Annotated in this window: 20 protein-coding genes; 5 read left to right on the top strand and 15 right to left on the bottom strand. The window is 49.4% G+C overall.

The window, feature by feature from the left end:
* Window positions 1-23: 23 nt before the first annotated feature.
* From T500_RS0108250 to T500_RS15555, 7 genes are all read right to left on the bottom strand, one after another.
* The gene (locus T500_RS0108250; RefSeq protein WP_028907723.1) at window positions 24-1,280 is read right to left on the bottom strand and encodes a DegT/DnrJ/EryC1/StrS family aminotransferase; all 1,257 of its coding nucleotides are present in this window, start codon (window positions 1,278-1,280) and stop codon (window positions 24-26) included.
* 449 nt (window positions 1,281-1,729) lie between these two features.
* Window positions 1,730-2,620, bottom strand: coding sequence for a FimB/Mfa2 family fimbrial subunit (locus T500_RS0108245; RefSeq protein WP_028907722.1), 891 nt, complete (start codon window positions 2,618-2,620; stop codon window positions 1,730-1,732).
* Window positions 2,621-2,653: 33 nt separating this feature from the next.
* Window positions 2,654-2,821, bottom strand: coding sequence for a hypothetical protein (locus T500_RS16930; protein ID WP_155267485.1), 168 nt, complete (start codon window positions 2,819-2,821; stop codon window positions 2,654-2,656).
* Window positions 2,821-3,630, bottom strand: a complete 810-nt coding sequence (locus T500_RS0108235; protein ID WP_028907721.1) for a polysaccharide biosynthesis/export family protein — start codon at window positions 3,628-3,630, stop codon at window positions 2,821-2,823. Before T500_RS0108235 ends, T500_RS16930 begins: the two co-directional genes overlap by 1 nt.
* A gap of 38 nt (window positions 3,631-3,668) precedes the next feature.
* Window positions 3,669-4,103: a BT0820 family HAD-type phosphatase gene (locus tag T500_RS0108230; RefSeq protein ID WP_028907720.1), complete on the bottom strand. Its 435-nt coding sequence runs from the start codon at window positions 4,101-4,103 to the stop codon at window positions 3,669-3,671.
* Window positions 4,100-6,640: a GumC family protein gene (locus T500_RS0108225; RefSeq protein WP_080694835.1), complete on the bottom strand. Its 2,541-nt coding sequence runs from the start codon at window positions 6,638-6,640 to the stop codon at window positions 4,100-4,102. Before T500_RS0108225 ends, T500_RS0108230 begins: the two co-directional genes overlap by 4 nt.
* A gap of 33 nt (window positions 6,641-6,673) precedes the next feature.
* Window positions 6,674-7,546: a FimB/Mfa2 family fimbrial subunit gene (locus tag T500_RS15555; protein WP_036908878.1), complete on the bottom strand. Its 873-nt coding sequence runs from the start codon at window positions 7,544-7,546 to the stop codon at window positions 6,674-6,676.
* Between the two features lie 260 nt (window positions 7,547-7,806).
* Between T500_RS15555 and T500_RS16400 the strand changes: the two genes are divergently transcribed.
* The 4 genes from T500_RS16400 to T500_RS0108195 all read left to right on the top strand — a co-directional run bounded on the left by T500_RS16400 (window position 7,807) and on the right by T500_RS0108195 (window position 11,952).
* Complete coding sequence (locus T500_RS16400; RefSeq protein ID WP_051611962.1) at window positions 7,807-8,718, top strand: UpxY family transcription antiterminator; 912 nt, start codon at window positions 7,807-7,809, stop codon at window positions 8,716-8,718.
* Window positions 8,705-10,054 (top strand): glucose-6-phosphate isomerase, encoded by a 1,350-nt coding sequence (locus T500_RS0108210; protein WP_028907717.1) that lies wholly within the window; start codon window positions 8,705-8,707, stop codon window positions 10,052-10,054. The genes T500_RS16400 and T500_RS0108210 overlap by 14 nt, the downstream gene beginning before the upstream one ends.
* On the top strand, window positions 10,054-10,746 hold the full coding sequence (locus tag T500_RS0108205; protein ID WP_028907716.1) for an HAD family hydrolase: 693 nt from the start codon (window positions 10,054-10,056) through the stop codon (window positions 10,744-10,746). The genes T500_RS0108210 and T500_RS0108205 overlap by 1 nt, the downstream gene beginning before the upstream one ends.
* 318 nt (window positions 10,747-11,064) lie before the next feature.
* A complete protein-coding gene (locus T500_RS0108195) occupies window positions 11,065-11,952 on the top strand; it encodes a transposase (protein ID WP_155267484.1) in 888 nt (295 codons plus the stop codon).
* A 63-nt stretch (window positions 11,953-12,015) separates the two neighbouring features.
* Here the strand turns inward: T500_RS0108195 and T500_RS0108190 are convergent, their stop codons facing one another.
* From T500_RS0108190 to T500_RS15545, 5 genes are all read right to left on the bottom strand, one after another.
* Window positions 12,016-12,474: a type II toxin-antitoxin system VapC family toxin gene (locus tag T500_RS0108190; RefSeq protein WP_028907714.1), complete on the bottom strand. Its 459-nt coding sequence runs from the start codon at window positions 12,472-12,474 to the stop codon at window positions 12,016-12,018.
* Between the two features lies 1 nt (window position 12,475).
* Window positions 12,476-12,763 carry a hypothetical protein gene (locus T500_RS0108185; RefSeq protein ID WP_028907713.1) on the bottom strand — a complete coding sequence of 96 codons (288 nt, stop codon included), beginning with the start codon at window positions 12,761-12,763 and terminating at the stop codon, window positions 12,476-12,478.
* Between the two features lie 209 nt (window positions 12,764-12,972).
* A complete protein-coding gene (locus T500_RS0108180; protein WP_028907712.1) occupies window positions 12,973-13,551 on the bottom strand; it encodes a DUF4230 domain-containing protein in 579 nt (192 codons plus the stop codon).
* A 33-nt stretch (window positions 13,552-13,584) separates the two neighbouring features.
* Window positions 13,585-14,289, bottom strand: a complete 705-nt coding sequence (locus T500_RS0108175; protein WP_051611961.1) for a DUF4230 domain-containing protein — start codon at window positions 14,287-14,289, stop codon at window positions 13,585-13,587.
* A gap of 5 nt (window positions 14,290-14,294) precedes the next feature.
* Window positions 14,295-14,816 (bottom strand): DUF4738 domain-containing protein, encoded by a 522-nt coding sequence (locus T500_RS15545; protein ID WP_036908890.1) that lies wholly within the window; start codon window positions 14,814-14,816, stop codon window positions 14,295-14,297.
* A 161-nt stretch (window positions 14,817-14,977) separates the two neighbouring features.
* On the opposite strand from T500_RS15545, the gene T500_RS0108165 reads away from it, so the two are divergent.
* Entirely contained in the window at window positions 14,978-16,726 is a 1,749-nt protein-coding gene (locus T500_RS0108165; RefSeq protein ID WP_080694834.1) for a sensor histidine kinase, read from the top strand.
* 8 nt (window positions 16,727-16,734) lie between these two features.
* Here T500_RS0108165 and T500_RS0108160 read toward each other — a convergent pair whose 3' ends face one another.
* From T500_RS0108160 to T500_RS0108150, 3 genes are all read right to left on the bottom strand, one after another.
* Window positions 16,735-17,607, bottom strand: a complete 873-nt coding sequence (locus T500_RS0108160) for an RNA polymerase sigma factor RpoD/SigA (protein WP_013064420.1) — start codon at window positions 17,605-17,607, stop codon at window positions 16,735-16,737.
* 120 nt (window positions 17,608-17,727) lie between these two features.
* Complete coding sequence (locus T500_RS0108155) at window positions 17,728-20,751, bottom strand: TIM-barrel domain-containing protein (RefSeq protein ID WP_028907709.1); 3,024 nt, start codon at window positions 20,749-20,751, stop codon at window positions 17,728-17,730.
* A gap of 117 nt (window positions 20,752-20,868) precedes the next feature.
* Window positions 20,869-23,967 carry a two-component regulator propeller domain-containing protein gene (locus T500_RS0108150; RefSeq protein ID WP_028907708.1) on the bottom strand — a complete coding sequence of 1,033 codons (3,099 nt, stop codon included), beginning with the start codon at window positions 23,965-23,967 and terminating at the stop codon, window positions 20,869-20,871.
* Window positions 23,968-23,985 lie beyond the last annotated feature (18 nt).

The following is a 23,985-nucleotide window of genomic DNA, read 5'->3' as shown; positions in this document are numbered from 1 at the left end:
TGGCAGGAGGCAAGCTCCTGACATTATACAATCGCTTCCTTGATACAATCCACAATATACTTCACATCCTCATCACTCACGTACGGGCCTGCGGGTAGGCACATGCCGATTTTGAATATATCTTCCGATACCCCATTCACGTATGCGGGTGCATTCTTATAAACCGGCTGCTTGTGCATGGGCTTCCAAACGGGACGAGCCTCAATCTGAGCCTGATCCATGAACACGCGCAGCGCCTCCACGTTCTCATTCGGCTGACAATCTGTTGTTGCCGACGAAGCAGCATGAATCACGCCAGCTGCACCACCAACGGCACCTGTCACGATGGTCTTGTAGGCGTTCTCCTGACCCTTGATTTTCAGTGATGGATCAAGAGTGATGGTGCAAAGCCAGTAGTTACTTTCGTAACCGCCTGTGGCAGGCTGGCTGTGAACAGTCACACCCTTCACATCCTTCAGCAGCTCTTCATACAGAGCCTGCACGTGCTTGTGGTGTGCAATATGGTCATTCACCACCGTCATCTGGCCACGGCCAATACCAGCACAGATGTTACTCATACGATAGTTATAGCCAATCTTCTCGTGCTGATAATATGGATAGCTCTCACGATACTGTGTGGCGTACATCATAATCTCGCGCCACTCATCCTCGTTCTCGGTAATCAGGGCGCCACCGCCAGAGGTTGTAATCATCTTGTTACCGTTAAAGCTCAGCACGCCATACTTACCAAACGTACCAAGCACCTGACCATTGAACTTAGAGCCAAAGCCCTCGGCTGCATCCTCAACTACAGGAATGCCATACTTGTTGGCAATCTCCATGATGCGGTCAATCTTGTAAGGCATACCGTACAGAGCCACCGGCACAATGGCCTTCGGGTACTTGCCCGTCTTCTCCTTACGGTCAATAATGGCCTTCTCCAACAGCTCTGGATCCATGTTCCATGTCTCGCGCTCTGAGTCAATGAACACGGGAGTGGCGCCAAGGTATGTTATGGGGTGTGACGATGCACAGAATGTAAACGACTGTACACACACCTCATCGCCTGGGCCTACGCCACAGGCGAGCAATGCCAAATGCACAGCTGCCGTACCTGCAGACAAAGCGACAACTCGCTTGTTCTGCCCGCAGAACTCTTCGAGATCTTTCTCGAAACCATTCACATTTGGACCAAGGGGCACAACCCAATTGGTATCAAATGCTTCTTTGATATATTTCTGCTCAATACCGTCCTCACTCATGTGCGCTAAGCACAAATAAATACGTTTTCTTTCAGCCATATATAGTTTTATTAATTGTTTCTTTCTCGTTCAAATGTTATAATCCCGCGGGGATTAACCGAAATTATATTATCAAATCACTAATACTCGCGCTACGCGCTCGTGCGTCTACCGCCGCATGGGGCTCGCTACGCACTTCCGCCACTATTATTCCGTTAACTATATTTAACCGTTCGTTCTCTCCGTATCTTGTCCCTCTCATCTCCCTTCCATCTCCCTTGCATCTCCCTTGCAACGAACAGAGAAAATCGCACGTTGCGGTTAACGATTTTTAATCATTTTGCGTTCAGACATATATTTAGATTTATATATCATGTTATGTCGCCCCTACAGGGCTATTGTGGCGCGTGGGCCACACATCGTAGGGGCAAGCCCCTACGCTAGGTTATTAGACCCCGTCGGGGTCGTAGGGGCGAGGCCCTACCCTAGTATATTTAACCCTTACAGGGTTAGAAGGTGACGTTGTAACCGGGGCCCCAGGTGGTGTTGAGTTTGAAGCCGAAGGCTGAGGAGCCTGCAGTGAAGATGGGGCCGGAGACGGTGGTTATGTTGTTGCGTTTAAACGGTACATTGGGTACCACTTTGGTGAACAATACATTGTCACCGGCATCGAGCACCTCGATGGTGATATCCATCGTTTCCTCATCGGTATAGAGCAGTGGCATACTACCTACGTTAATGGTAGAGCCTACTGCCGCAGAAGGACTATTGGTTTGGGTAAAACCACCATCTGTAAGAGCTAATCCTGTAGAAGGGTTGAAGCTTTTGCCGCCTTTTGCAAACGTCGTGCGGATCTTATCGATACCTGCGGGGCGGTTATCGGTAGATTTGATCTCGAGCTTAGCACTGATACGATCTAACGTGACATCGATATCAACCGCATCTGAATTTGTTACTTGTACACTCTGCACCTTACTAAACGTTTCGCGAGGGCGCTCACTGGTATAGGCCGCTTCTGTAGGGCTGGTTAACGTAAACACGTCACCATCGTAATGGGCATAGCCTAATGCCACCATGGTGTAATTACCAACAGGCAACTGGCATGTAAAATCTCCAAACGAAGTGTAACTACCATCGCCTTTGATACGCTTTACATCTACCACAGCTTTACCATCGGCATCATAGATAGCCAACTGCAGGACATCAACGCCCGCATAACTTGCGGCATCATCCGCTCGCGTCTTAGCAGGCCCATCGTTAAATCCCGACATCGAGATTGAGAACTCGTTTACATGTACCTTTACGGGTACCAGCTCGTCGGGGTTAATCACTTCACTCTCGCTGCTGCATGCAGCGGCCAGCAGCACTAGGGCTGCAATGGCAATCAATTTAGTTTTCATAAGTTATAGGTTTTATAGTTTTATAAATAGGAACTATCCTACGGTATAGACAAATATCACAGCCAGCGCCATGAGGATGGCTATGATTGTGAGCGTAATTTTTAGCACCTTCTCGATGACTTTTTTACGCTGTATCGAGGCCAGACTCCGTTGCTTGAACAGGCTGGAACCGTCTTTATGATGATGATGATGTTCACTCATTATTTCAGGATATTATACAACAGTGATGTTAATGAAATCAAGATGCTGGTAGCAGAGAACCACAGGGTAGTGGTCTGACCTACCTTTGAGTTCTGGGCCTTGACGTTGTTAGGCTCAACATACAGCACATCGTTCTGCTGCAGATAATAATAAGGTGAGTTAACGATATTGGCATCATTCAGGTTCAGCGTTACAATCTGCTTTTTACCAGTGGCATCCTCGCGAATGAGCTTTACGCGATCGCGCACACCATAGATAGACAGGTCGCCTGCCTGAGCCAATGCCTCGAGAATGGTAATTTTTTCGCGAGATACCTGGAATGTACCAGGGCGATTCACCTCGCCTAATACCGATACCGAATAGCTGGCCATAGTCACCGTTACCACGGGATTCTCGCTCTCGGCCATATAAGGACGGATCTTCTCGGTAACCAACTTCTCGGCCTCGCTCTTGGTTAAACCACCTACATGCAGCTTGCCTACGATGGGGAAGTTGATGAAGCCCTGGTTATCAACCAAGTATGGCATGAGTGTGCCACCTGAACCACTGCTGATGGTACGGCCTTGCTGATAGGCATTCTGCAACAGCAGGTTGAAAGGCAGTGATGCCTCGGAGTTAGTGGTATTTACCGAAATGGTAATCTGATCCTTGGGCATGATGCGGGCATCATACAGGAAGCGAGACTTCTCGAAGTTAATACTGTCGCTATTCTGCAAATAAGCAACATTCTTGACAGTTCCGCAGGAACTGAGCAGCAAAGCTGCGAAAAATGTAAAAATGTAAAAATGTAAAAATAAAAACTTTTTCATCTTTGAAAAAATTTAAAAATTAAAAAATGCAAACATTTTTAGAATTGCCACCAGTGTTTCTTTTTGGGTGGGAGGGCGTGATGAATGGATGATTGCGACACAATCTCGTCGATAACATCATCCCATTTATGCTTATTCTTAATCATCTTATAGATGGTGCCCCAATCGGGCAGACCACCCAAGTTGCGATCATCAATAAACACATCTACCTTTAGCTTGCGCGAAAAGTGGGGATTGTTATCGGTAGTCTCCTCAGGGTAGTCGCGATTGATGGCATAGAACTCTAACCCACGCTCACGGCACCACTCTACAGCCTCATCGAGAAGCTGGCCCTCGCGTACCGACCACAGAATGATACGATGACCATCCTGGCGAAGCATCTTCAGAGTATCGATGGCGAAAGGTATCTCATCGCCTATCTCAGGGTACTTATGGGTTACAATAGTACCGTCGAAATCAACAGCTATAATCATTTCTTGATACTATCATCATTCTTGTTTGAGTAGCGGCTTTCGGCATAGCTACCGTAGTTACCATAGTTGCCGTAACCGTACTTACCATAGCCATACTTGCCATAGCCGTAGCGGCCATAACCGTAGCGACCGTACTTACCGTACTTGCCATAGCCATAGTAATAGCCGTACTTCTTCTTCGACATATCCACACCGTTCAGAATCATGCAGGTGTTGTTGAGCTTGCCTTCGGCTGTTAAGCTGTTGAGCAAGCCGATATTAGCCTTTGGTGTATAGTCGGCACGACATACGTAACAGTTCACATTACTGTAACGGGCAATCTGCAAGGTATCGGTAACCAAACCTACAGGGGCTGTATCGATGATGACATAATCGTAAGTCTGCTTCAGCAGCTCAATCACATCGCTCATGTTCTTACGGGCCAACAACTCGGTGGGGTTTGGAGGTGTAGGACCGGCCAACAGCAGATCCAAATTCTCGTTAGCACCCGATGGGCAGATGGTGTTACGCAGATCGGCCATGGTAACCTGATCCTTTACCAGCAGCTGACTAACGCCAAGGGTACGGTCCTTTACACCGAACAAACGGCCCAGGGCTGGCTTACGGATATCCAATCCGCAAAGCACTACCTTCTTACCCAGCAAAGCGAACGATACCGCCAAGTTGGCTGCCAGGAACGTCTTACCCTCGCCCGAAGTGCTTGAGGTAAACAGGATTACCTGATCGCTCTCCTTCATCATGAACTGGATATTGGTACGCATTGAGCGGAAAATCTCGTCGATCTGGTTGTTCTTGTTGGCCTGCACCACAATACCGGCAGCGGTCTTAACCGACTCGCTGGCCACGGGCACATCGGCCACAATAGGCAGCTTGGTGAGGCGCATCAGGTCGTCGTGACCCTCGATGCGATAGCTGAACAGCTGGATGAGCAGGATGATACCAAAAGGAATACCCAGGCCCAATACCATGGCAGCCAACAGGATGATGGCCTTTTTAGGACTTACCTGCCCCATGGCCAATGGCTCATCGATGAGCTTACCCTTATCGGCAGTAGCTGCCAGTGAGATGCTGTTCTCCTCGCGCTTCTGCAACAGCAACAGGTACAAACCTGACTTTACCTCCTGCTGGCGACCAATCTGGTTCAATACACGCTCCTGCTCGGGGGTGCTGCCAATACGGTTCTGATACTTGGCCAACTGGCGCTGGAGGCTCTGGCGCTGGATATCAGCCGTACGACGGGCCTGCAACAGAGCGGTACGGATAGAGGCCTGCAGATCGTCCAAAGTAGAGGTTAAAGCCACTACCTGTGGGGCCTGCAAACTGGCTGTCTTCAAGTAGCGGTTGCGCTCCTGAACAGCAGAGTTATACGATGATATCAACGAGGTAGAAGCCTGGTCGGTCATACCTACGTTAGAGGGGATAATCTTATACTGGTTGCTGGGGTTATCCACAAACTCGCGCAAGTAATCCATCAGCTGAATCTGTGAGTTTACCTCGGTGAGTTTGGTTTCGTACTGAGTGGTCTGAGCCAACGACTGGCTGGCATCCATATTCAGCTGAGTAACCGAATTGCGCTTCTTATAATCCTCGAGCTTACCCTCGGTAGAGCCCAGTTCGGCATCAATCTTCTCCAGACGGGTGTTGATAAACTCCTCGGTCTTGAGGGCCACCTCGTTCTTATCGGTATTGGCCTGACGGTTATAGCAGATGGCCAGCTGGCGCAGGTAATCCAGTCCACGACGGGTGCTCTGATCGGTGAGTGTGAGCTGTGCAATTGAAGTCTGCTTGGAAGTGGGGGCCACAGTAAGAGCCCCGGCATAACCTGTGGCTACCGTCATAGGGGGCAGGATGCGTACATGATACATGGTACCATCTTCCATCGCCTTCGGGCCATTCTGAGTAAAGGCTAGCACACCATAATCGGTACGCAAAGTGGCAGGCAGTTTCTTGAACTCGTGCGAGAAACTACCGGTGGCCTTACCATTGAAGAAGGTTTCGCCCTTGACATAGTAGGTGCCATCGTTGCGCTCGAGCGTAAGCTTGATAGACTTAGAGCCTTCGAGCAGCTCCTTGTCCCACTGGCTGAGCGATACCGAATCGATATCCACACTAACGGGCTGGTTCTTGTAAATGAGCTGCTTGGTTAAGCGACCTTTTGAGGCATACTGGGTATAGAGCTTAAGGTCGGTGACCGCATCGCGCGCCAAAATACGCGACTGGAGGATTTCCATCTCGTTCTCGATACCGGCAGAATTACTCATAAAGCCAAAGTCCTGCATGTTGGCCAGCATCTGATTAGAGCTTCGACGACGGTTGTCATCGTCCTTGATCAGCATCTTGGCCGACACCTGATAGGTTTTAGTAGCATAGCGCAAATAAATAAGCGCTCCACACAAGCAGATGAACAACGACAGCAGGAACCACTGCCAATTGAGCACCAGCATTGCAAAAAGGTTCTGGAAAGAAAACACAGACTGTTCTTCCTGAAGATCGGTATTGTCCAAACCTTCATCGATCAATTTTGATTCGTCAATCATATATGCTTTTAATTAAATTATTTATCGTGTAACTTAAAATTCGATAGTTTGCTCGCCCTCCCATTCGGCATTGATGCCTATCACAATGGTGATGGATGAGCCTGTTGCGCCCGAGAAATAAGGCCCACTGAGCTTGGTAATCATGCGTTGCTTAAGCGGCACATCAAACTCGCGCTCACGGAGCTCGTTATCGTTATCGTCAAGGGCCGTAGCCTGCAGGTGAATGGTGCCCTCGGTATCGTGCAGGAACGTGTAGAGATCGAAGCAACAATTCTCATCGCCCGCATCTACCGGGAACGTTTCTTTCTGAGTGCTGTTAACCGAACCCAAACCGGTAGCTGCATCGAAGGCGCCCGAGCCACCCTTATACACGAATTGCATTTGCGACACACCATCGGGAATAGCATCGGTAAACACCACTCGGCACAGCGATACAATGCGACGCATCACAGCTTGCACCTGCTCCTCGTCGTCGGCATCGGTAACCACCACATTCGAGTTGTGCAGGAAGGTATCGGTAAAGCCATCCTTGTTCTCGAACTTAATCTTCTTGGAGTTGGTCATCGTAGGGTTGCCACTGCTGTGGCCCACTACCACCACCTGATAGGTGCCAGGATCGACCTTGAAATAGGCCGTGCCAAAGCCAGAATCGCCCACCTGCTGGTGGATCTGCTTGACCAATTTTCCATCAGCATCGTAAACAGCATAACTAAGCCTACTGCAATAATCAGCAATAGCCGCACGCGTTAATGACGTGCCAAACGACTGTTGTTCGATCTGAAAGACTGATACTACGAGATTGCCATCTAAATCGCCCTGAGTACTGTATTCGCCAGGAATAACAGGCTTCTCGCATGATGTAATGATTAATAAGATAAGGTAGAATGGTAGGATTAGTCGTCTCATCTTTTTTGATATCCAGTGAATTTCCTCCCTTCGTGCTGACCAGCATAATTTGTTTACAGTCAGTACGTTATGACGTTTTTAAGTTTTATTAATACATTGGTATTCGGGACAGAATTGTAATCGATTTCCCTTTTCCGCGGGCAAAGGTAAGCTAAATTTGCGACATAACCAAATAAAAATGCAAAAAAAGACAATTATTGCGTGATTTTTTGCCTATTTCGTTTTTTTATGCTATCTTTGCAGGCAAAATTAAGATTTTGATGGCAGAAATTCAGGAAGAGACAGAAAAATGGTATGTGTTGGGCTGCTTGAGTGTTCACCGCGAAGAGAAAGTAAGGGATGCACTCAGGAAAGCAGGTTTCCGCAGTCACGTACCTATGAAATATGAGGTAAAACACGTGCGTCGCCAAGAGCAACGTACGATGGTGCCTGCCATCTCAGGACTGATTTTCGCCCGTGGTACCGAAGACGCACTGAAGGAGTATATACACCACAAATCGAAAGATAGTATATATATGCGAAAATCCACCTTCTCGAACAAGCAGGAGTATCTGACGGTACCGGATTACGCCATGGAGCAGTTTATCGAGTTTACCCAGATACGACAGGAGAACATTACCTACTTTAAGCCCGAAGAGCTGAAGCTGAAAGAGGGCGAGAAGATTCGCATAAAGGGTGGTATCTATGATGGTTACGAGGGCATCATCCTGCGCTTTAAGGGCAAACGCCACAAGCATCTGGTGGTACAGATACCGGGCGTCATCATTGCTGCCATTGAGATAGAGCCCGAGCTCATCGAGCCCCTGAACAATATTAAGGAACAGGAGATCAGGGAGCGCCCGTCGAAAGATGTGGATGGAGACAAAAAGTACCTGCTGGAACTGGCTGAGTGGCTGCTGGACAACCTGAACGACAAGGATGTGCCCAAGGTGGAATACAACCTGAAACTGGTGGAGCTGAAGCGTACACGCGCCCGCCTGCTGAAGTTTAAAGGTTTCACCCCTACCACCGAAGCAGAACTGGCTCTGCCGATGTATCTGGCTGCAGTAATTTTAGATGAGGACGTGAAGAAATGCCGCGAGCGACTTGAGAAGGCCATAGGGCGACTGAAGGAGACGAGTAAATTAAAAATAAAATGCACTAAAATTTTAACTGATTATGGAAATGATTAAGCTTGACATTACGAAGGCTGCCTGCTTCCTGAAGGAAGGTGCAGTGGAGAGTTTTGAACCAAAGGTAGCTGAGGCACAGAAGGCTCTTGAGGCCGGTACTTGCCCTGGCAACGACTTCCTGGGTTGGTTGCACCTGCCCAGCAGCATCACACCTGCATTCCTGGATGAGCTGCAGGCTTGTGCCGACACCCTGCGCGCTAACTGCGAGGCTATCGTAGTGGCCGGTATCGGTGGTAGCTATCTGGGTGCACGTGCCGTGATTGAGGCCCTGAGCAACGCTTTCAGCTGGCTGGTGAACGATCCTAAGAACCCCACCATCCTGTTCGCAGGTAACAACATCGGTGAGGACTATCTGTTCGAACTCACAGAGTACCTGAAGGGTAAGAAGTTTGGTGTGATCAACATCTCGAAGAGTGGTACTACCACCGAGACTGCCCTCACCTTCCGTCTGCTCAAGAAGCAGTGTGAGGCCCAGCGTGGTAAGGAAGAGGCTAAGAAGGTGATTGTGGCTGTGACCGACGCCAAGAAGGGTGCTGCACGTACCTGTGCCGACAAGGAGGGTTATAAGAGCTTTATCATCCCCGATAACGTTGGTGGTCGCTTCTCAGTTCTTACTCCAGTAGGATTGCTGCCTATCGCCTGCGCTGGTTTCAGCATCAAGGATCTGGTAGCCGGTGCCCAGGAGATGGAGAAGGCTTGCGCCCCAACCGTACCATTTGCCGAGAACCCCGCTGCACAGTATGCTGCCGTACGTAACGGACTGTACCAGAGCGGTAAGAAGATTGAGATTATGGTGAACTTCCAGCCTAAACTGCACTTCTTCTCTGAGTGGTGGAAGCAGCTCTACGGCGAGAGCGAGGGTAAGGACCTGAAGGGTATCTTCCCTGCCAGCGTTGACTTCACAACCGACCTGCACTCAATGGGTCAGTGGATTCAGGAAGGTGAGCGCACTATCTTCGAGACTGTGATCTCTGTAGAGGAGCCCGAGAAGAAGCTGCTGTTCCCCAACGACGAGGAGAACCTGGACGGCCTGAACTTCCTGGCTGGCAAGCGTGTGGATGAGGTGAACAAGATGGCTGAGCTGGGTACACAGCTGGCTCATGTGGATGGTGGTGTGCCCAACATGCGCATCAGCGTGCCTAAGTTGAACGAGTACTACATCGGACAGCTCATTTACTTCTTCGAGATTGCCTGCGGTATCAGCGGTAATGTACTGGGTGTGAACCCATTCAACCAGCCTGGTGTAGAGGCCTACAAGAAGAACATGTTCGCCCTCCTCGACAAGCCCGGCTACGAGGCAGAGAGCGCTGCTATCAAAGCAAGACTTGCAAAGTAATGATTAGAGCAGTATTATTTGATATGGACGGGGTGCTGTATGATTCCATGGGGAATCATGCAGTGGCCTGGGTCCAGTCGATGAAGAAGTTCGGAATCAATATGACAGCCGATGATGCCTACGCCACAGAGGGAGCTCGTGGCGTAGACACCATCCGTTATATGGTAAAACAACAACAAGGTCGCGATATCACCGAAGAAGAATCGCAACTCATGTACGATGAAAAAACACGCATTTTCCACTCAATGTCAGAGGCCCCCATCATGCCGGGAATCCTATCCCTCATGGAACAGATACATGCAGCCGGCATCACCATTGGCATCGTGACAGGCAGTGGACAAAAGCCGCTTATTAATCGTATTTTGCGTGATTTCGGCAAATACGTTACCATCGATAACATCACAACGGCTTACGATGTGAAACGAGGCAAGCCCAATCCCGATCCCTATCTCATGGGCCTCCAAAAGGCCGGCAACCTACAACCGAGCGAAGCAATGGTCGTAGAAAACGCCCCCCTAGGTGTCCGAGCAGGCATCGCCGCCGGCATCTACACCATCGCTGTCAACACCGGCCCCCTCCCCGATCAAGTCCTCCTTGATTCAGGAGCCAACATCCTATTTTCAACTATGCAAGCCTTAAGCGATTCCTGGAAGGATTTACCCCCTGTCAAGGGACAGGTCCCTGTCATCTAACCCTGCCAGGGGACAGGTCCCTGACATCTGCTGCCCTCTAAACTTTCCCCAAAATTCCCTTTTTCACAACCACCCAACCCTCCTTCATCCTAAGGAGGGCTTCAAACCACTCTCCAAACCCCTCGCCAATCTTTGGCAAGGGGCTTAAATTCTGGATTTGGGAAAACCCAAATCCATCCTATGTTTTGGCAGGCCGGGACTTCGGCCTATATTGCTTATGGCTGCTCCTTGAGCAGCGGCCCATAGGGCCTTTATCTAATACCATGCTAAAACACCGAGGGTATTAGGGGCGAGCAGCCCTTATTATATAAAGAAAATGTGCACTTTTTCTGGAATAATGATGAGATTGTTTGGGATTTTTATTATTTTTGCAGCGCAAATAAAGAGCTAAGTTTAAATCATAAAACAGAAAATATGCCTAGACAATCACGAAAGGAGTCGGGAACGGGTATTTACCATGTGATGATACGTGGTATCAACCACCAGAAGATATTTAATGATGAAGAGGACTATTTCCAATTCATCGCGACACTCGACAGAATGCGTTTTCGTTACGACGACGAAGGGGCACCATGCGGGAGCAATTGTACTTATTATGCCTATTGCTTGATGTCAAACCATCTGCATCTGCTGATACGTGAGCGCGGAGAGACCGTGGGTGAGACTATCAAGCGCATTGCTGGTAGCTATGTGTTCTATTATAACCGCAAGTACGGTCGCGACGGGCACCTGTTCAAGGATCGATTCAAATCAGAGCCGGTTAACGATATGGGGTACTTTACCACTCTACTCCGTTACATCCACCAAAACCCAGTGAAAGCAAAGCTTGTTGAGCGAGTTAGTGACTACGCCTATAGCAGTTGGGGAGAGTTTGACGGAACTGTAGAGCCGGTGTTTCAAATCTGCGATACGACAACAGTATTGAAGAGAATTCCATTTGACGAACTGAAGGAATGGGTTGACGAGCCGCTGGAGGATGACGTACCTTGTCTGGAAATGGAAGACACGCCGAGGGAGAGACCGTCGGACGATCAAATTATGCTATTGATTAAGGAGCATACCGGTGTTACGAATAGTACTGCATTCCAGCAATTGCAAGATGGTATCAAACGGGATGTGTTGAAGTTTCTGAAATCAAAAGGAGCCTCTTATCGTCAGTTAGAGCGATTAACGGGTGTAGGCCGCGGCCTTATCCAAGGCCTGTAAGCCACCCCTGACAGGGGACAGGTTCCTGACAGTTCTTCCACATGACAGGGGACAGGTACTCCCTTAACGTTCTACCAATTCCTGCTCTATGAACTGTTGGGGTGTGTAGATTTTCACTTGTCCATCTGTCGACTCCTTATAGTCTGAAATATTAAATGAGACCAAAGCCTCACATCCAACCTTCTGAGCTACTTGATACTGACAACTGTCTTCCAAGTCTTTATACCTTTTATCAGAAACACCTTGTAAAAGGCTATTCTTATCATGCTCCGCAATATCAAACATCTGAAGTATCTTATTCATGATAATCCGAAGACTCTGCAAACACACCTCGCCAACGAGCCCTTGTTCTTTATGTAAGTATTTCAGAATAATGAAATGTATGGTATAGAAAGCTCCTACAGACATGAACATCTGAGCGCCTCTGTTATGGAGTTCTTTTAATAGTTTCTCCGCCACCTCATACTTCTCACGATGCATGAAGTATTCTAGAATGATATTGGTATCAATAAAGACTTTCATATCAGATTCCGTATTTATCGGTTAGAGCCTCTTCAAGAAGTTCATCTGCACTGACACTGCTATCTGCCATAAAGCCACCCAATTTTAAGAAACCCTCAGAATCGTTCTCAAGAGCATTTATCTTCTGAGTGAACTTTTTAGCATCAACAGCTTTTGCTGCTAAGGCTGCCTTTTCCTGTTCTAAAAGTCTTTTGGTAAGTGCAACTCTTACAGCCTTGCTTTGTCCCTGTATTAATGTCCAAAGCGCATCAACAGGAGACACTTCTACTTGATTATATGTTGTTACCATAATCGTAAATTAAATAAATCTGCTGCAAATATAAAACAAATAGTTGAAACTTGCAAGTTTTTCTTTTGAAAAACTCAACTAATACCTGAAAACACCGAGGGGGATGCCGCGCGGCTGGGGGCGGGCTGCCACCAAAGAGCGAGGGTGGGTGGAGCGAGCGTCCAGCAAGCGAGGGAATCGGATGACAGGGACCTGTCCCCTGGCAGGGGTTACTCGAAATGAAGAACTACGTTCTTATAGCCTAAGCTCTTAAACAGATTTGAAACCTGGATTTCGGCATTAACCTCAGCTGTCTTAACATTTTCTTTGGTGAGGCAATGGGTTAGCATTTGACGGTGGGCTTTTTGGTAGAGGGCCTGGTGGGCTTGTGGGGTCCATTTGCCACTCTCGTAGAAGGATTTGGTTTTAGCTTCGTCGATGAAGTCTTTGTCCAAGAGACCAACCTTCGGTAACGTTGCCTGAAGCGTGTCGCCTTGGAGAGTGATGGCGCCATCGCTCAACTGCTGCATATCGATGCCTAAACGCAAGGTGCCGTAATAGATGCGCACCAACTCATCGTCGGAGAAGAAACCCTTACGGACGGTATCGACCATCTCCTCGGCTGAGACAGACAGAAACTCCCACTCACCAATATCACGAATAGACTGTATCTGAGTAGGTGTAGGCTCAATGTTATCATTGGTACCCACCTCAAGATAATTACCCTTGAAGGCACTCTTAACCCAGAAGAAAATCGCAACAACAGCGATCAAAACAACTGCACCTATTACTATTTTGTACTGCTTCATAAATTCGTGTTAATTCGCGTAATTCGTGCCAAATTAATCTTCAATCCGTGTTAATCCGCGAAATCCGTGCCCAAAATCCAAGTCCTTGCGGAAAGCAATAGTGATATCCTGCTCCTCGTAACCCAACTGGGTGAGCATGGGCACCAGCACCTTGGCCGCATTGGCACGGGCGGTTTCTTCGATACCCATATCGGGAATACTCTGCAGGATGGCCTCCCTACCCTGCTGCTGATAGTTAGCCAACTCCTCGTCGCTGAAATGTGCACGCGTGAGACCAACATACTGTTTGACGTTCTTCTGATCAATCTTAGAGCTGGTCATCACCACCTGAGGATCGGGCAGAATGATGGTAATCTGGTTGCCATTGCGCTCGATATTCTTCTCAGAGAACTCCGAGAAATCGATATACGCCTTGATCTTGGCATCCATGGGGATGGCAATTTTACGATCCGCCAGAGGCACCTTGAGGTTGAACTGCTTGCTCATGAGCTGACCTTTGAGTCGCAAGGCATCATCGTGGGTGATAATCTTATGTACGCGATATTCGGCCGTGTACAACTTGGAGCACTTCTGCACCTGCATGATGAGCATGGGGACGGTATCGATGCCTTGGGCAACGCCTGCCTGCACACTGACCGGCTTTTCGGATGAACAACGCACACAACTGAACGTTAAACCGAACAGCACCAGTATAGCTATTACACCACCTGCAATGAGAATGCTTTTTCGCTGTTTCATAGGGCTTACTCCAAATCCTGATCGCGCGAGATGCCTACCTCGCCAAAGTTGCTGACGGTAACAATCAAAGGAATATACTCATCGGTCTGGGGATGACATACGCTGGCGGCAAAGAACAGCTGGTTGCCCTCGGCCTTGTCGAACACAAAACCTTCGAGAATACCCGTCTTACGATAGTCGTCATCCAGACAGCCATCGAAAGCGGCCTTGGTAAACGACTTGCTGCAGAACACACTACCATCGGTACGGATGACCTTGAGCGTGATACGGTTATCCACGAACTTCTGTCCGTTCTCGTCCTTCACCATGCGCAAAGAGTCGTCGGCTGTACGCACCACCTCCACCTGGTACTGCTTGCCCAACCACTGCACATCCTTTACATCTTTATAATCCTGCATACGGATGGGGGCCTGAGGTTTGGGCGCCTCGGTATGCTGTACGATGATATCATCGTGCTGCTTTTTCTGACCACAACTTGCTAACAAGCAAGGCACTGCTATAAGGGCTAAAATCAAATTCTTATTCATCTTGTTTTCTTTAATTCGCCTGCAAAGATAAGCAATTTTAGGCACGGATGACACGGATTACACGGATTTTTTTATTATAAAGGAAAAAAAAAGCAAAAATATTTGGTAATTATGAAATAATTAGTATTTTTGCAGAAAAGAATACAGACTAACCTAAGATTATGAATATAGGACGAATCCTTTTGGCTACAGCGCTATTACTTGGAACGAGTGCCAGCCACGCAAATATTGATTATAAGAAAGACGCGAAATACATAGAACTTCGCGACTCCATGAGTCATGCATTCAACGATGGCGACAGTGCCCGATTCTATACGCATCTGACGAACCTGCAGAACTATCTGCTGGCCAATAACGACTTGCACGGCTACTACACCCAACGGTGCAACGACATTATCTTTGAGATGAACCGACAGAAGATTTTTGAGGCCTACACCAAGGCTCAGGAACTGTCGAAGGAGTTGCGCGAGAAGAAATTGACCAAGGAGATGTATATGGCCGTGAACATGATGGGCCACATTAACAAATACTGTGGTAACAAAGAGGCTGCCAAGAAATGCTGGTACGAGGTGGTACAGATGATGGAGAAGAACGGCTATTACGAGAGCATCCCGCCCATCTACATGAATATCATCAATGTAGCCATAGACGATGACGCTCAGGAGGCATTAGACCTGATGGACAAGGCCAAAGCCATTGCCCAGAAATATTCGCCCGAACGGGTGTTCGACATCGAGACCCGAAAGACACTGACCTACTATAACGAAGGTAAGATAGACCAGTTCCTAAAGGGTTACAAGGTGTATAAGGAGGGCGAAAAGAAAGGTCTGTCGTCGGTTCACGGTCGCAGCATGGAGGCCTACTACCTGGCTGCCACAGGTCAGGTGGATGAGGCCATCGAATATGCCAAACGCGAGTTGGGTGACGAGGGTGCCGATGCCATCCCGCTGATATACGAACGTGCCGGCAGATGGGAGGAGGCCTACAAATCGTTTAAGGAGGAATCGCTGGCCAGCGACTCGATAGATAATGTGGTGCTGACCAACAGTATGCAGGGTATCCAGGAACAGGTAGAGCTGTACGAAGCCGAGAAGAAAGCGGCTGCCGTACGTACCACCGCCCTGATGGGTGCTATCCTGCTACTGACACTGCTGATTATCGCCCTGGTATATATCGTGCAGATACGCAAAAAGCACCTGAAGGAACTGCGCAAGGCGTATAAAAAGGCCATGGAGTCGGAGAAGATGAAGACGGCGTTTATCCAGAACGTGAGTCATGAGGTGCGCACGCCGCTGAACATCATCACGGGTTTTGCCCAGGTGATAGCCGATCCTGATCTGGCGGGCAACCCCGAGGAGCGCAAGCATATATCGACCATGATGCAGAAGAGTACCCGACAGGTGACCATCCTCATCGACGAGATTATCGGACTGTCGCTCATCGAGAGCACCGAAAAGATGAGCAAGGATGATAAGCCGCACATCAACGACATGTTACGTGGGTTGCAGAGAGAATACCAGGACTATGTGACCGACGAGACCGAGATCAAGCTGGAGACCACACTGCCCGATGACTTTACGCTGAAGACCAACGAGAATATGTTGCGCCGCATCCTGTCGTGCCTGATGGATAATGCCGCCAAATATACCGAAAAAGGCACTATTACCATTAAAGCCGAACAGGCGGGTGACCAGCTGCAGATGATGGTGACCGACACCGGCTATGGTATCCCCGTGGAAGAGGCAGAACGTATCTTCGACCGCTTTGTGAAACTGGATAACTTTAAGGAAGGTATCGGACTGGGACTGCCACTGAGCCGCAGACTGGCCGAACAGTTGGGTGGAAAAGTAGAACTGGACACCACCTATACAGATGGCGCCCAGTTTATTGTTACACTGCCAATAAGCTAAACGGCTTATTAACCCAGGTATTTCATCAAGATGCGTGCATAACCACTGTCGTGCAGTTTGGTGATGCTCTTTTCGCGAATCTGACGTACACGCTCACGCGTGAGTCCCATCTCTGCGCCAATCTCCTCGAGACCACGCTCCTGACAACCAATGCCAAAGCACTCCTTGACAATCTTGAGTTCACGATCCTTCAGGACGTTACGCAACACATTATCCAAATCGGATGTGAGCGACTCGTAATCCACCAGCTTGTCGGTACGGGTATCCTCGCCACTGCTCAGCATGTCGGCCATTGAGTTATCATCATCCTCACCGAAAGGTGCATCGATACTCATGTGGTGACTGTCGGCCTTGGCAGTCTGCTCAATCTTCGACTCCTCGATCTGTGTGAGCTCAGCCAGCTCGGTCACAGATGGGCGACGCTGATGCTGCTGCTCGAACTTATTGATTTCCTGATTAATCTTGCTCAGAGCGCCACTCTGGTTCAGGGGCAAGCGCACAATACGACTCTGCTCGGCAATAGCCTGCAGAATGCTCTGACGAATCCACCATACGGCATAAGAGATAAACTTAAATCCGCGTGTCTCATCAAACTTCTCTGCTGCCTTTACCAGTCCAATATTTCCCTCGTCGATCAGGTCAGTCAGTGTCAAGCCCTGATGCTGGTACTGTTTTGCTACAGACACCACAAAGCGCAGATTAGCTGTTACCAGGCGCTCCTTCGCCTTCTCGCCCTCAGGACCGCCACGGCGGATGGCCTGAGCCAGCTCAATCTCTTCATCAATAGTGACAAGGGGTTGACGACCGATTTCTACAAGATACTTGTCGAGTGCCTCACTTGATCGGTTGGTAATACTTTTTTGAATCTTTAATTGCCTCATATTTATATCGTTACTCTGAAAAAGTCTGCAAAAGTACTAAAAAAAGCGATACGTTGCAACCAACATATCGCTTTTTTAGACTATTTTAACAAGATAACTTGCGTATTGCAAACTCTAAGATTACAACTTGACGGTCAGGGCCTTGCCATTGTAAGAAACAAGCTTACCCGATGGGTTGTCGAGATTGAGCGGCTGGGGATGCTCTTTTGATATCAGTACAATATTGAACTGACGATTCTTGAGCATGCCAGCGAACTGACCCTTGCGCGCACCAAACGAAACGGTACGGGTAGCCTCATCGTAAGTGATATCGATGGTGGCATACTTGCCCTTCTCGTAGTTGTAGTTGGTACCCTCGTCCTCATAGAGTTGGAACGCGCCATCCTGACCGGCATAGACATAGAGGTTGATGAGCTCGGCAGGCTTCTCATCGCTCCACTCCATCTCGGGACCGAATGGGATGATGGCACCCTCGCGCACAAAGACAGGAATCTGCTCGTAAGGCGCATCTACAATGAGGCGCTGACCACCCTCGGTATATTCGCCTGTGTAGAGGTTATACCAACCGCACTGGGCAGGGAAGTAAACCGAACGGTTGCGGGCCTTGTAGTAGCCTACAGGACAAGCCATCAGGGCAGGACCGAACATCCACTGGTTGCCGATATTCTCAACCTCCTTATCGCCATTGAAGTCCATTACCAATGGGCGCATCAGAGTGTAGTCCTTGAAGTGTGCCCATCCTGCCAGTGAATAGAGGTATGGCATGAGGCGATAGCGCAACTTATCGTAGTAAACAAACGACTTATAGGCGGGATGCTCATCAGGAGCAATGTTCCAAATCTCACGCAATGGCCACTGACCATGTGAGCGGAACAAAGGAATAAAGGTGCCGAACTGGTTCCAACGGGTCTGTAGCTCGCGCCACTCCTTCAGATCCTCGTTCTCCACCTTGGTACGATCGTACAACTGCTGGGCAGCCACATAGCGGTTCTCTACACAGAATCCACCCTGGTCCATACCCCAGAAAGGAACACCTGAGATAGAGTAGTTCAAGCCAGCCGTCATCTGGGCACGCATATCCTCCCAACGGGTACCGATATCACCACTCCAGGTAGCAGTAGAGTAACGCTGCTCGCCAGCAAAACCGCTACGGGTGAGCAAGAACACACGAGGCTCATTGAGTTTACCCTTCCATACTGAACGCTGGCCATTATAGATAGCATCGGCATTCACTGTTGAGTAGGCATTGAAATACTCAGTAGATGTACCTAAGGCTGTTGGACCAGAGAGAGCCTTGCGATACCACATGGGGGTGCAATCGCGCACATTGGGCTCTGAGGCATCCATCCACCAGGCGTCAACGCCAGCGACACCATTGTGGTTGTACTTGGTATACAGGTTCTCGTCCATCTGGCGCCAGAACATCTTGCGGGCACCGGGATCATAGGCATCGTAGAAGCCATTGGTGTAGCCAGGACCAACCCAGTCGTGAATATCATCCGTTGGGCTCTGGACATACATCCATCCCTTGGCATCTAGCTCCTTGTAGTTGTCGGTATTGCAATAGAACTTAGGCCATACGCTAATCATGAATCGACCATGCATCTGGTGAACCTTGTCGAGCATCTGCTGTGGATTTGGATAGCGTGAAGCCTCGAACTGGTGCGAGCCCCACTGGTCCTCGGGCCAGTAGTTCCAGTCCTGTACGATATTATCGATAGGAATATGGCGCTTGCGGAACTCAGCGAGGGTGCCCTCGATCTCGTCCTGCGTCTTATAGCGCTCACGACTCTGCCAGAAGCCCAGTACCCACTTGGGATAGAGCGAAGCCTTACCAGTGAGGGTGCGATAACCGCTGACCACCTGATCGAGATTGTCGCCAGCAATGAAGTAATAGTCCATATCCTTGGCCATCTCGCTCCAGACACTCAGCTGCTCGCGCTCCTGTTTGCTACGGGGCTCAGCTACACGCAGACCGCAATAAGCCTCGCCACCATCGGGGCGCCACTCTATGCGAAGCTGCACACGCTTACCCTTCTGCAACTCGGTAGAGAACTTATAGGTATTGGGGTTCCAAGCTGTACGCCAGCGCTCAGGCACTACCTCCTTACCATCGATATATACCTTTACATAGCCAGAATAGTACAGGATGAACTGATAGAGTTGGCTCTTTCCCTTACAATGGCCACAAAGGCTACGGGTAGGCGAGCCTTGCTCGGGAATGCACTCGGGTTCGATGAAACCTTCATAGGTAACGTTGGCGCCCATGAGATTGATGTCCTTGGGGAAATTCTTGATGCCGCCATTGTCGGTCTTGAGGGCGATGGCTGATTTCTCGGGCGTACCATACTCATAATAGATAGAGTCTTCATCGCGTACCAGCTTTTTACCACGGGCATCAACATAGGTACCTGTGAGATGGCCCTCTTTACCACTCTTATCATAGAGCTTGAAGGCGCGATTGAGTTGCAGGTAATCGTTAGGATTACCGAAACGACAATAGCTGTAGCTGTCCCACAGCAGTCCGTAGTTCTTATTAGAGAGCACGAAAGGAATGCTGACCTTGGTGTTATACTGGAACAGGTCCTCGTTCTTACCCTTCATGTTGAACTCCTCGCTCTGGTGCTGACCCAAGCCATAGAAAGCCTCATCATCGGGTGAGTCGAACTTCATCTGCCACGACAGACCATGCTTCTGCTCCTCGGGAACGGTATAACCCGTTTTCATACCCAACTCGCGCTCAGGTACGGTAAAGTCCCAGAACTTCTTACCCTCCTGAGCCTCCTTGAGCAACTGCTTGCCTGTGGCATCGAAGAAGGTAATCTGACCGGTAGCCTTCTGCACCACCGCCTTTACCTTCTGGGTTTTAACTACCACGTTGTCGCCCTCGTCGGTAATGGCGTACGACCCTTTGGCAGGGGCTGCATTGGGCACAATCATGAGCGAGGCAGGCTTGGTGGGTAAAGCCTGCTGACTGGTGGCTCGCACACGGATAATCTGGTTGTTAATCACCTCAAGGTATACCACCTTGGCCTGACCACCATCAGGCGTAATAGTCACATTGTTTCCGTTGGTCTGCACCACTGCTGCCATCATGGTTGAGGATAGCAGCAGGCCAGACACTAAAATTTGAATTCGTTTCATTTTTATATTATTGGTTGTAATGTTGATACTACGTATCGAGCCTTCATTGACACTTCGTATCGAGATTGCTCACGTTCGGCATAGCCTAAGCAAGCTTATCTCTGCTCTCACTTAATCTCAATCTTCATCCAGCATGACGGCCTCTTCGGGCTGTTGCTCTACGGGCAGCGTGATGGTATAGACAGAACCGCCACTGGGGTTGTTCTCGGCTGTGATGGTACCGCCATGCATCTCGACAATGGCCTTGACGAAGAACAGACTAATACCTGAATCATCATCGCTCACCATCGGATCGAAGATGGCCTCTTCGCCTCCAGGAGGCAGACCCACACCATTATCCGAGATACGGATAGAGCCAGAGGTAGAGGTCTTATCGACAAACACCTTGATACGACAGTCGGTGGGTGAGAACAGGGCACAGCTGTTGAGCAACATCTGTACGGCCTGTGCCATCTGCTCGCGATCGAAATCAACCGTGAGATCGTTAGCCAATGGGAAGAATGAGAATCGGACATGCTTGCCAAGAGGCGCCTTGAACTGGGCACACTGCTCTTTCATGAAGTGCTGTAAGTCGTGCGGTTTCTTCACCGTCTCCTCGATGCTCCAAGCCTCGTTATAGAGCTCCTCGGCCTGTGCCTTCTGGTCGCTCTCCTGCTGCTGTTGCAGTTCGGCACGCATCTCGGCCATCCACTGTTTCTTCATCACCTCCATGCGCAGGTAGTCGCGCTCGGTCTTCTCGGCCTGACGCTTGAGGAAGAACCTACGCCAGATGAACACACCTAAGAGTACCAGTGCCAGGAAGATGACCATAATCCAACGGTTACGCAACAGCGGTGGGGTGATGGTAATCTTCAGGGTTGCCTCGTTCTCGCCCATGGTGCCATCGGCATTGAGCATGCGCACATGCAGGATGTAATCGCCATGGCGCAACGACATATAGGTAATGTTAGGATCGTTCTCCTCGGTCTTGATCCACTTATCGCTGAAGCCCTCGAGCTGATAGACGAAACGCGACTCGTTGTGCATCTCGCCCTTATCGGTAGCCAGCTGGATGGTGAACTGATTCTCGTAATGGCGCAGGATGAGCTCCTTGCTCACGTTGAGATCCTCCTCGAGAATCACACGACCATCGTAAGTCTCGCCAATACCCAACTGCTGTCCGAAGAGCTTCAGACCGCTGAAGATTGGTGTTTCATTGTTATCGATATTGGTGACCAGCTTGGGGTTGATGACATCCACACCATTCACACCACCTACCAGCACCAGACCGTCCTGGGTGATACAGATAGAACGCTGGTTATAGGGACCATGCTGCAGACCATCCTTGGTGGTGAAACTACGCACATTGAAGGTCCAGTTGCCCTCCTCGTCTTTCTTAGGCACCACATTTGACACGCCATACTCGGTAACCACCCACATGGTGTGCTGCTTATCCTCGGCAATGCCTACCACACTCGAGCCAATCAGTCCGCTGTTCATATCCAGCAAGGTCTGCTTGCTGTTTTTCCAATCCACAATGCAACAGCCAGAGGTAGAGCCCTGCCATACCAGACCACGACTATCCTCCAGCACGCAGGTAGAAGAAGGCATGGCCGACAGCTGTCCTTCGACAGTGGGGATCTTCATATTGGCCACCTTACCACTCACGGGATTGATGAGTGAGTAGTACTGCGAGTGACCCACCATAAGCCAGCCTTTGGCATTCCAGTTGGCGGTGGTTATAAAGTTCTCGGGCATGGTGGAGTTATGCGAGTTGATGGTACGGAATTGACCTGTTTTGACAGAGAGGCGCTGTACACCACTACCCAGGGTTCCCAGCCAGATATCGCCCCACTTATCCTCGGTAACCGACCAGATATTGTTATTGAGCAATTTGCCGTTGGTATTGGCCATGGTGTAGTTCTTGGCCTGTCCGTTAGTCAGATGAATCAGTCCACCATTATAGGTACCGAACCATACCGACCCATCCTTGGCGCCATAGCTGGCCACCATCACATCGCTGGCAAAGCCACAGCGGGCCTTATCGTACACCTCGGTCTCGCCAGTGGCTGGCAGGTATTTGATGATACCACGGTTATCGGTACCAAACCACCAGTTGCCTGCGACATCCACACAGGTGGTGTTCACGTCGCCCACCTCTAAAGTATTGAAGCCCAGGAGTTTCTCGATATACTGATTCAAGCCGTTGCGATAGCAGCCAATCCACATGTTGCCCGAGCGGTCGAGCATCAACTTCTTCGCTGTGTTCTCGCTGATAGAGGTGGCATCGTACTTGTTGTTCATGAAGTTCTTGACCTCACCACGTTTCATGTCGATGACATAGATACCGAAGTGATCGGTAGCCAGCCACATCCAGCCTCGCTGGTCCATGCAGGCATCCCACACCTGCAAGCCTGCGGGCAGTGGGGCAATGCCGTACTGTGCCAGGAAATCGTTGAGATTGGCATACCACTTCTTATCCTTCTGGTCGAACACAAACACATTTCCCATGGTGAGCACCCAGTAGTTGCTGTGCTTATCCACATAACAGTAATAACCCTGACTGGTCTGACCGCCATTGTGCTTCATAAAGTCGTCCTTCAGGAGTATCTCGCCCTTGTCGCCATCGATAATCATCAGGTCGCCATCACTCGAGGTGACCAGCAGCTTATCGTTCCACTCGGCAAAGTTAGAGAAGTTGTACTCCTTGGGAATCTCGTTCTGTTCGTAGCCGTATTTGATGAGCTTATAGGTCTTTTTACGCGGGTTATAGCAATACAGACCCTCGTCGTAGGTCTTCACCCAGAAACGCTTCTGCGAGTCGATATAGAAACGGTCGATATTACCTTTGATGCCCCATTTGGCCAAGATGCTCTTGGGGTTGCGGTTCACCTGTTCGGTAAAGGGGTTGAACAGACTGTAGTTCATGCCCTGTTTGAGCCACAGCATACCGTCGGCATCCTCCCAGATCTGATCCACCAGGTTGTTACGCAGTGTGGTGGTATCGGTGGCATTGGAGTAATAGATACGGAAACGGTAGCCATCGTAACGGTTCAAACCATACGAAGTGCCAATCCAGATAAAACCACGCGAGTCCTGGAACAGGTAGTTGATCTGTGAGTTGGACAAACCATCACGCGCATCCAGACGACGGAACTTCATGTCGGGGATGACAGCTGTTGCCGCACTTGCTGTGAGGCAGAACAGACAGAGGATATAGGTAAGTAGACGTTTCATATATATCAAAAGGTATTG

Source organism: Xylanibacter ruminicola Ga6B6 (assembly GCF_000687715.1).
Lineage (GTDB): Bacteria > Bacteroidota > Bacteroidia > Bacteroidales > Bacteroidaceae > Prevotella > Prevotella ruminicola_B.
Note: the sequence above shows the minus strand (reverse complement) of the source record. Positions and strands in the feature narration are given on the sequence as shown.

What these genes read in the sequence shown, in the direction of transcription:
- T500_RS0108160 (WP_013064420.1), bottom strand. Translation starts at nt 17,607, where the DNA reads ATGAGGCAATTAAAGATTCAAAAAAGTATTACCAACCGATCAAGTGAG.
- T500_RS0108235 (WP_028907721.1), bottom strand. Translation starts at nt 3,630, where the DNA reads ATGAAAAAGTTTTTATTTTTACATTTTTACATTTTTACATTTTTCGCA.
- T500_RS0108190 (WP_028907714.1), bottom strand. Translation starts at nt 12,474, where the DNA reads ATGAAAGTCTTTATTGATACCAATATCATTCTAGAATACTTCATGCAT.
- T500_RS0108150 (WP_028907708.1), bottom strand. Translation starts at nt 23,967, where the DNA reads ATGAAACGTCTACTTACCTATATCCTCTGTCTGTTCTGCCTCACAGCA.
- T500_RS0108185 (WP_028907713.1), bottom strand. Translation starts at nt 12,763, where the DNA reads ATGGTAACAACATATAATCAAGTAGAAGTGTCTCCTGTTGATGCGCTT.
- T500_RS0108175 (WP_051611961.1), bottom strand. Translation starts at nt 14,289, where the DNA reads ATGAAACAGCGAAAAAGCATTCTCATTGCAGGTGGTGTAATAGCTATA.
- T500_RS0108165 (WP_080694834.1), top strand. Translation starts at nt 14,978, where the DNA reads ATGAATATAGGACGAATCCTTTTGGCTACAGCGCTATTACTTGGAACG.
- T500_RS0108245 (WP_028907722.1), bottom strand. Translation starts at nt 2,620, where the DNA reads ATGAAAACTAAATTGATTGCCATTGCAGCCCTAGTGCTGCTGGCCGCT.
- T500_RS0108155 (WP_028907709.1), bottom strand. Translation starts at nt 20,751, where the DNA reads ATGAAACGAATTCAAATTTTAGTGTCTGGCCTGCTGCTATCCTCAACC.
- T500_RS0108205 (WP_028907716.1), top strand. Translation starts at nt 10,054, where the DNA reads ATGATTAGAGCAGTATTATTTGATATGGACGGGGTGCTGTATGATTCC.
- T500_RS16930 (WP_155267485.1), bottom strand. Translation starts at nt 2,821, where the DNA reads ATGAGTGAACATCATCATCATCATAAAGACGGTTCCAGCCTGTTCAAG.
- T500_RS0108250 (WP_028907723.1), bottom strand. Translation starts at nt 1,280, where the DNA reads ATGGCTGAAAGAAAACGTATTTATTTGTGCTTAGCGCACATGAGTGAG.
- T500_RS16400 (WP_051611962.1), top strand. Translation starts at nt 7,807, where the DNA reads ATGGCAGAAATTCAGGAAGAGACAGAAAAATGGTATGTGTTGGGCTGC.
- T500_RS0108180 (WP_028907712.1), bottom strand. Translation starts at nt 13,551, where the DNA reads ATGAAGCAGTACAAAATAGTAATAGGTGCAGTTGTTTTGATCGCTGTT.
- T500_RS0108230 (WP_028907720.1), bottom strand. Translation starts at nt 4,103, where the DNA reads ATGATTATAGCTGTTGATTTCGACGGTACTATTGTAACCCATAAGTAC.
- T500_RS0108225 (WP_080694835.1), bottom strand. Translation starts at nt 6,640, where the DNA reads ATGATTGACGAATCAAAATTGATCGATGAAGGTTTGGACAATACCGAT.
- T500_RS15555 (WP_036908878.1), bottom strand. Translation starts at nt 7,546, where the DNA reads ATGAGACGACTAATCCTACCATTCTACCTTATCTTATTAATCATTACA.
- T500_RS0108210 (WP_028907717.1), top strand. Translation starts at nt 8,705, where the DNA reads ATGGAAATGATTAAGCTTGACATTACGAAGGCTGCCTGCTTCCTGAAG.
- T500_RS15545 (WP_036908890.1), bottom strand. Translation starts at nt 14,816, where the DNA reads ATGAATAAGAATTTGATTTTAGCCCTTATAGCAGTGCCTTGCTTGTTA.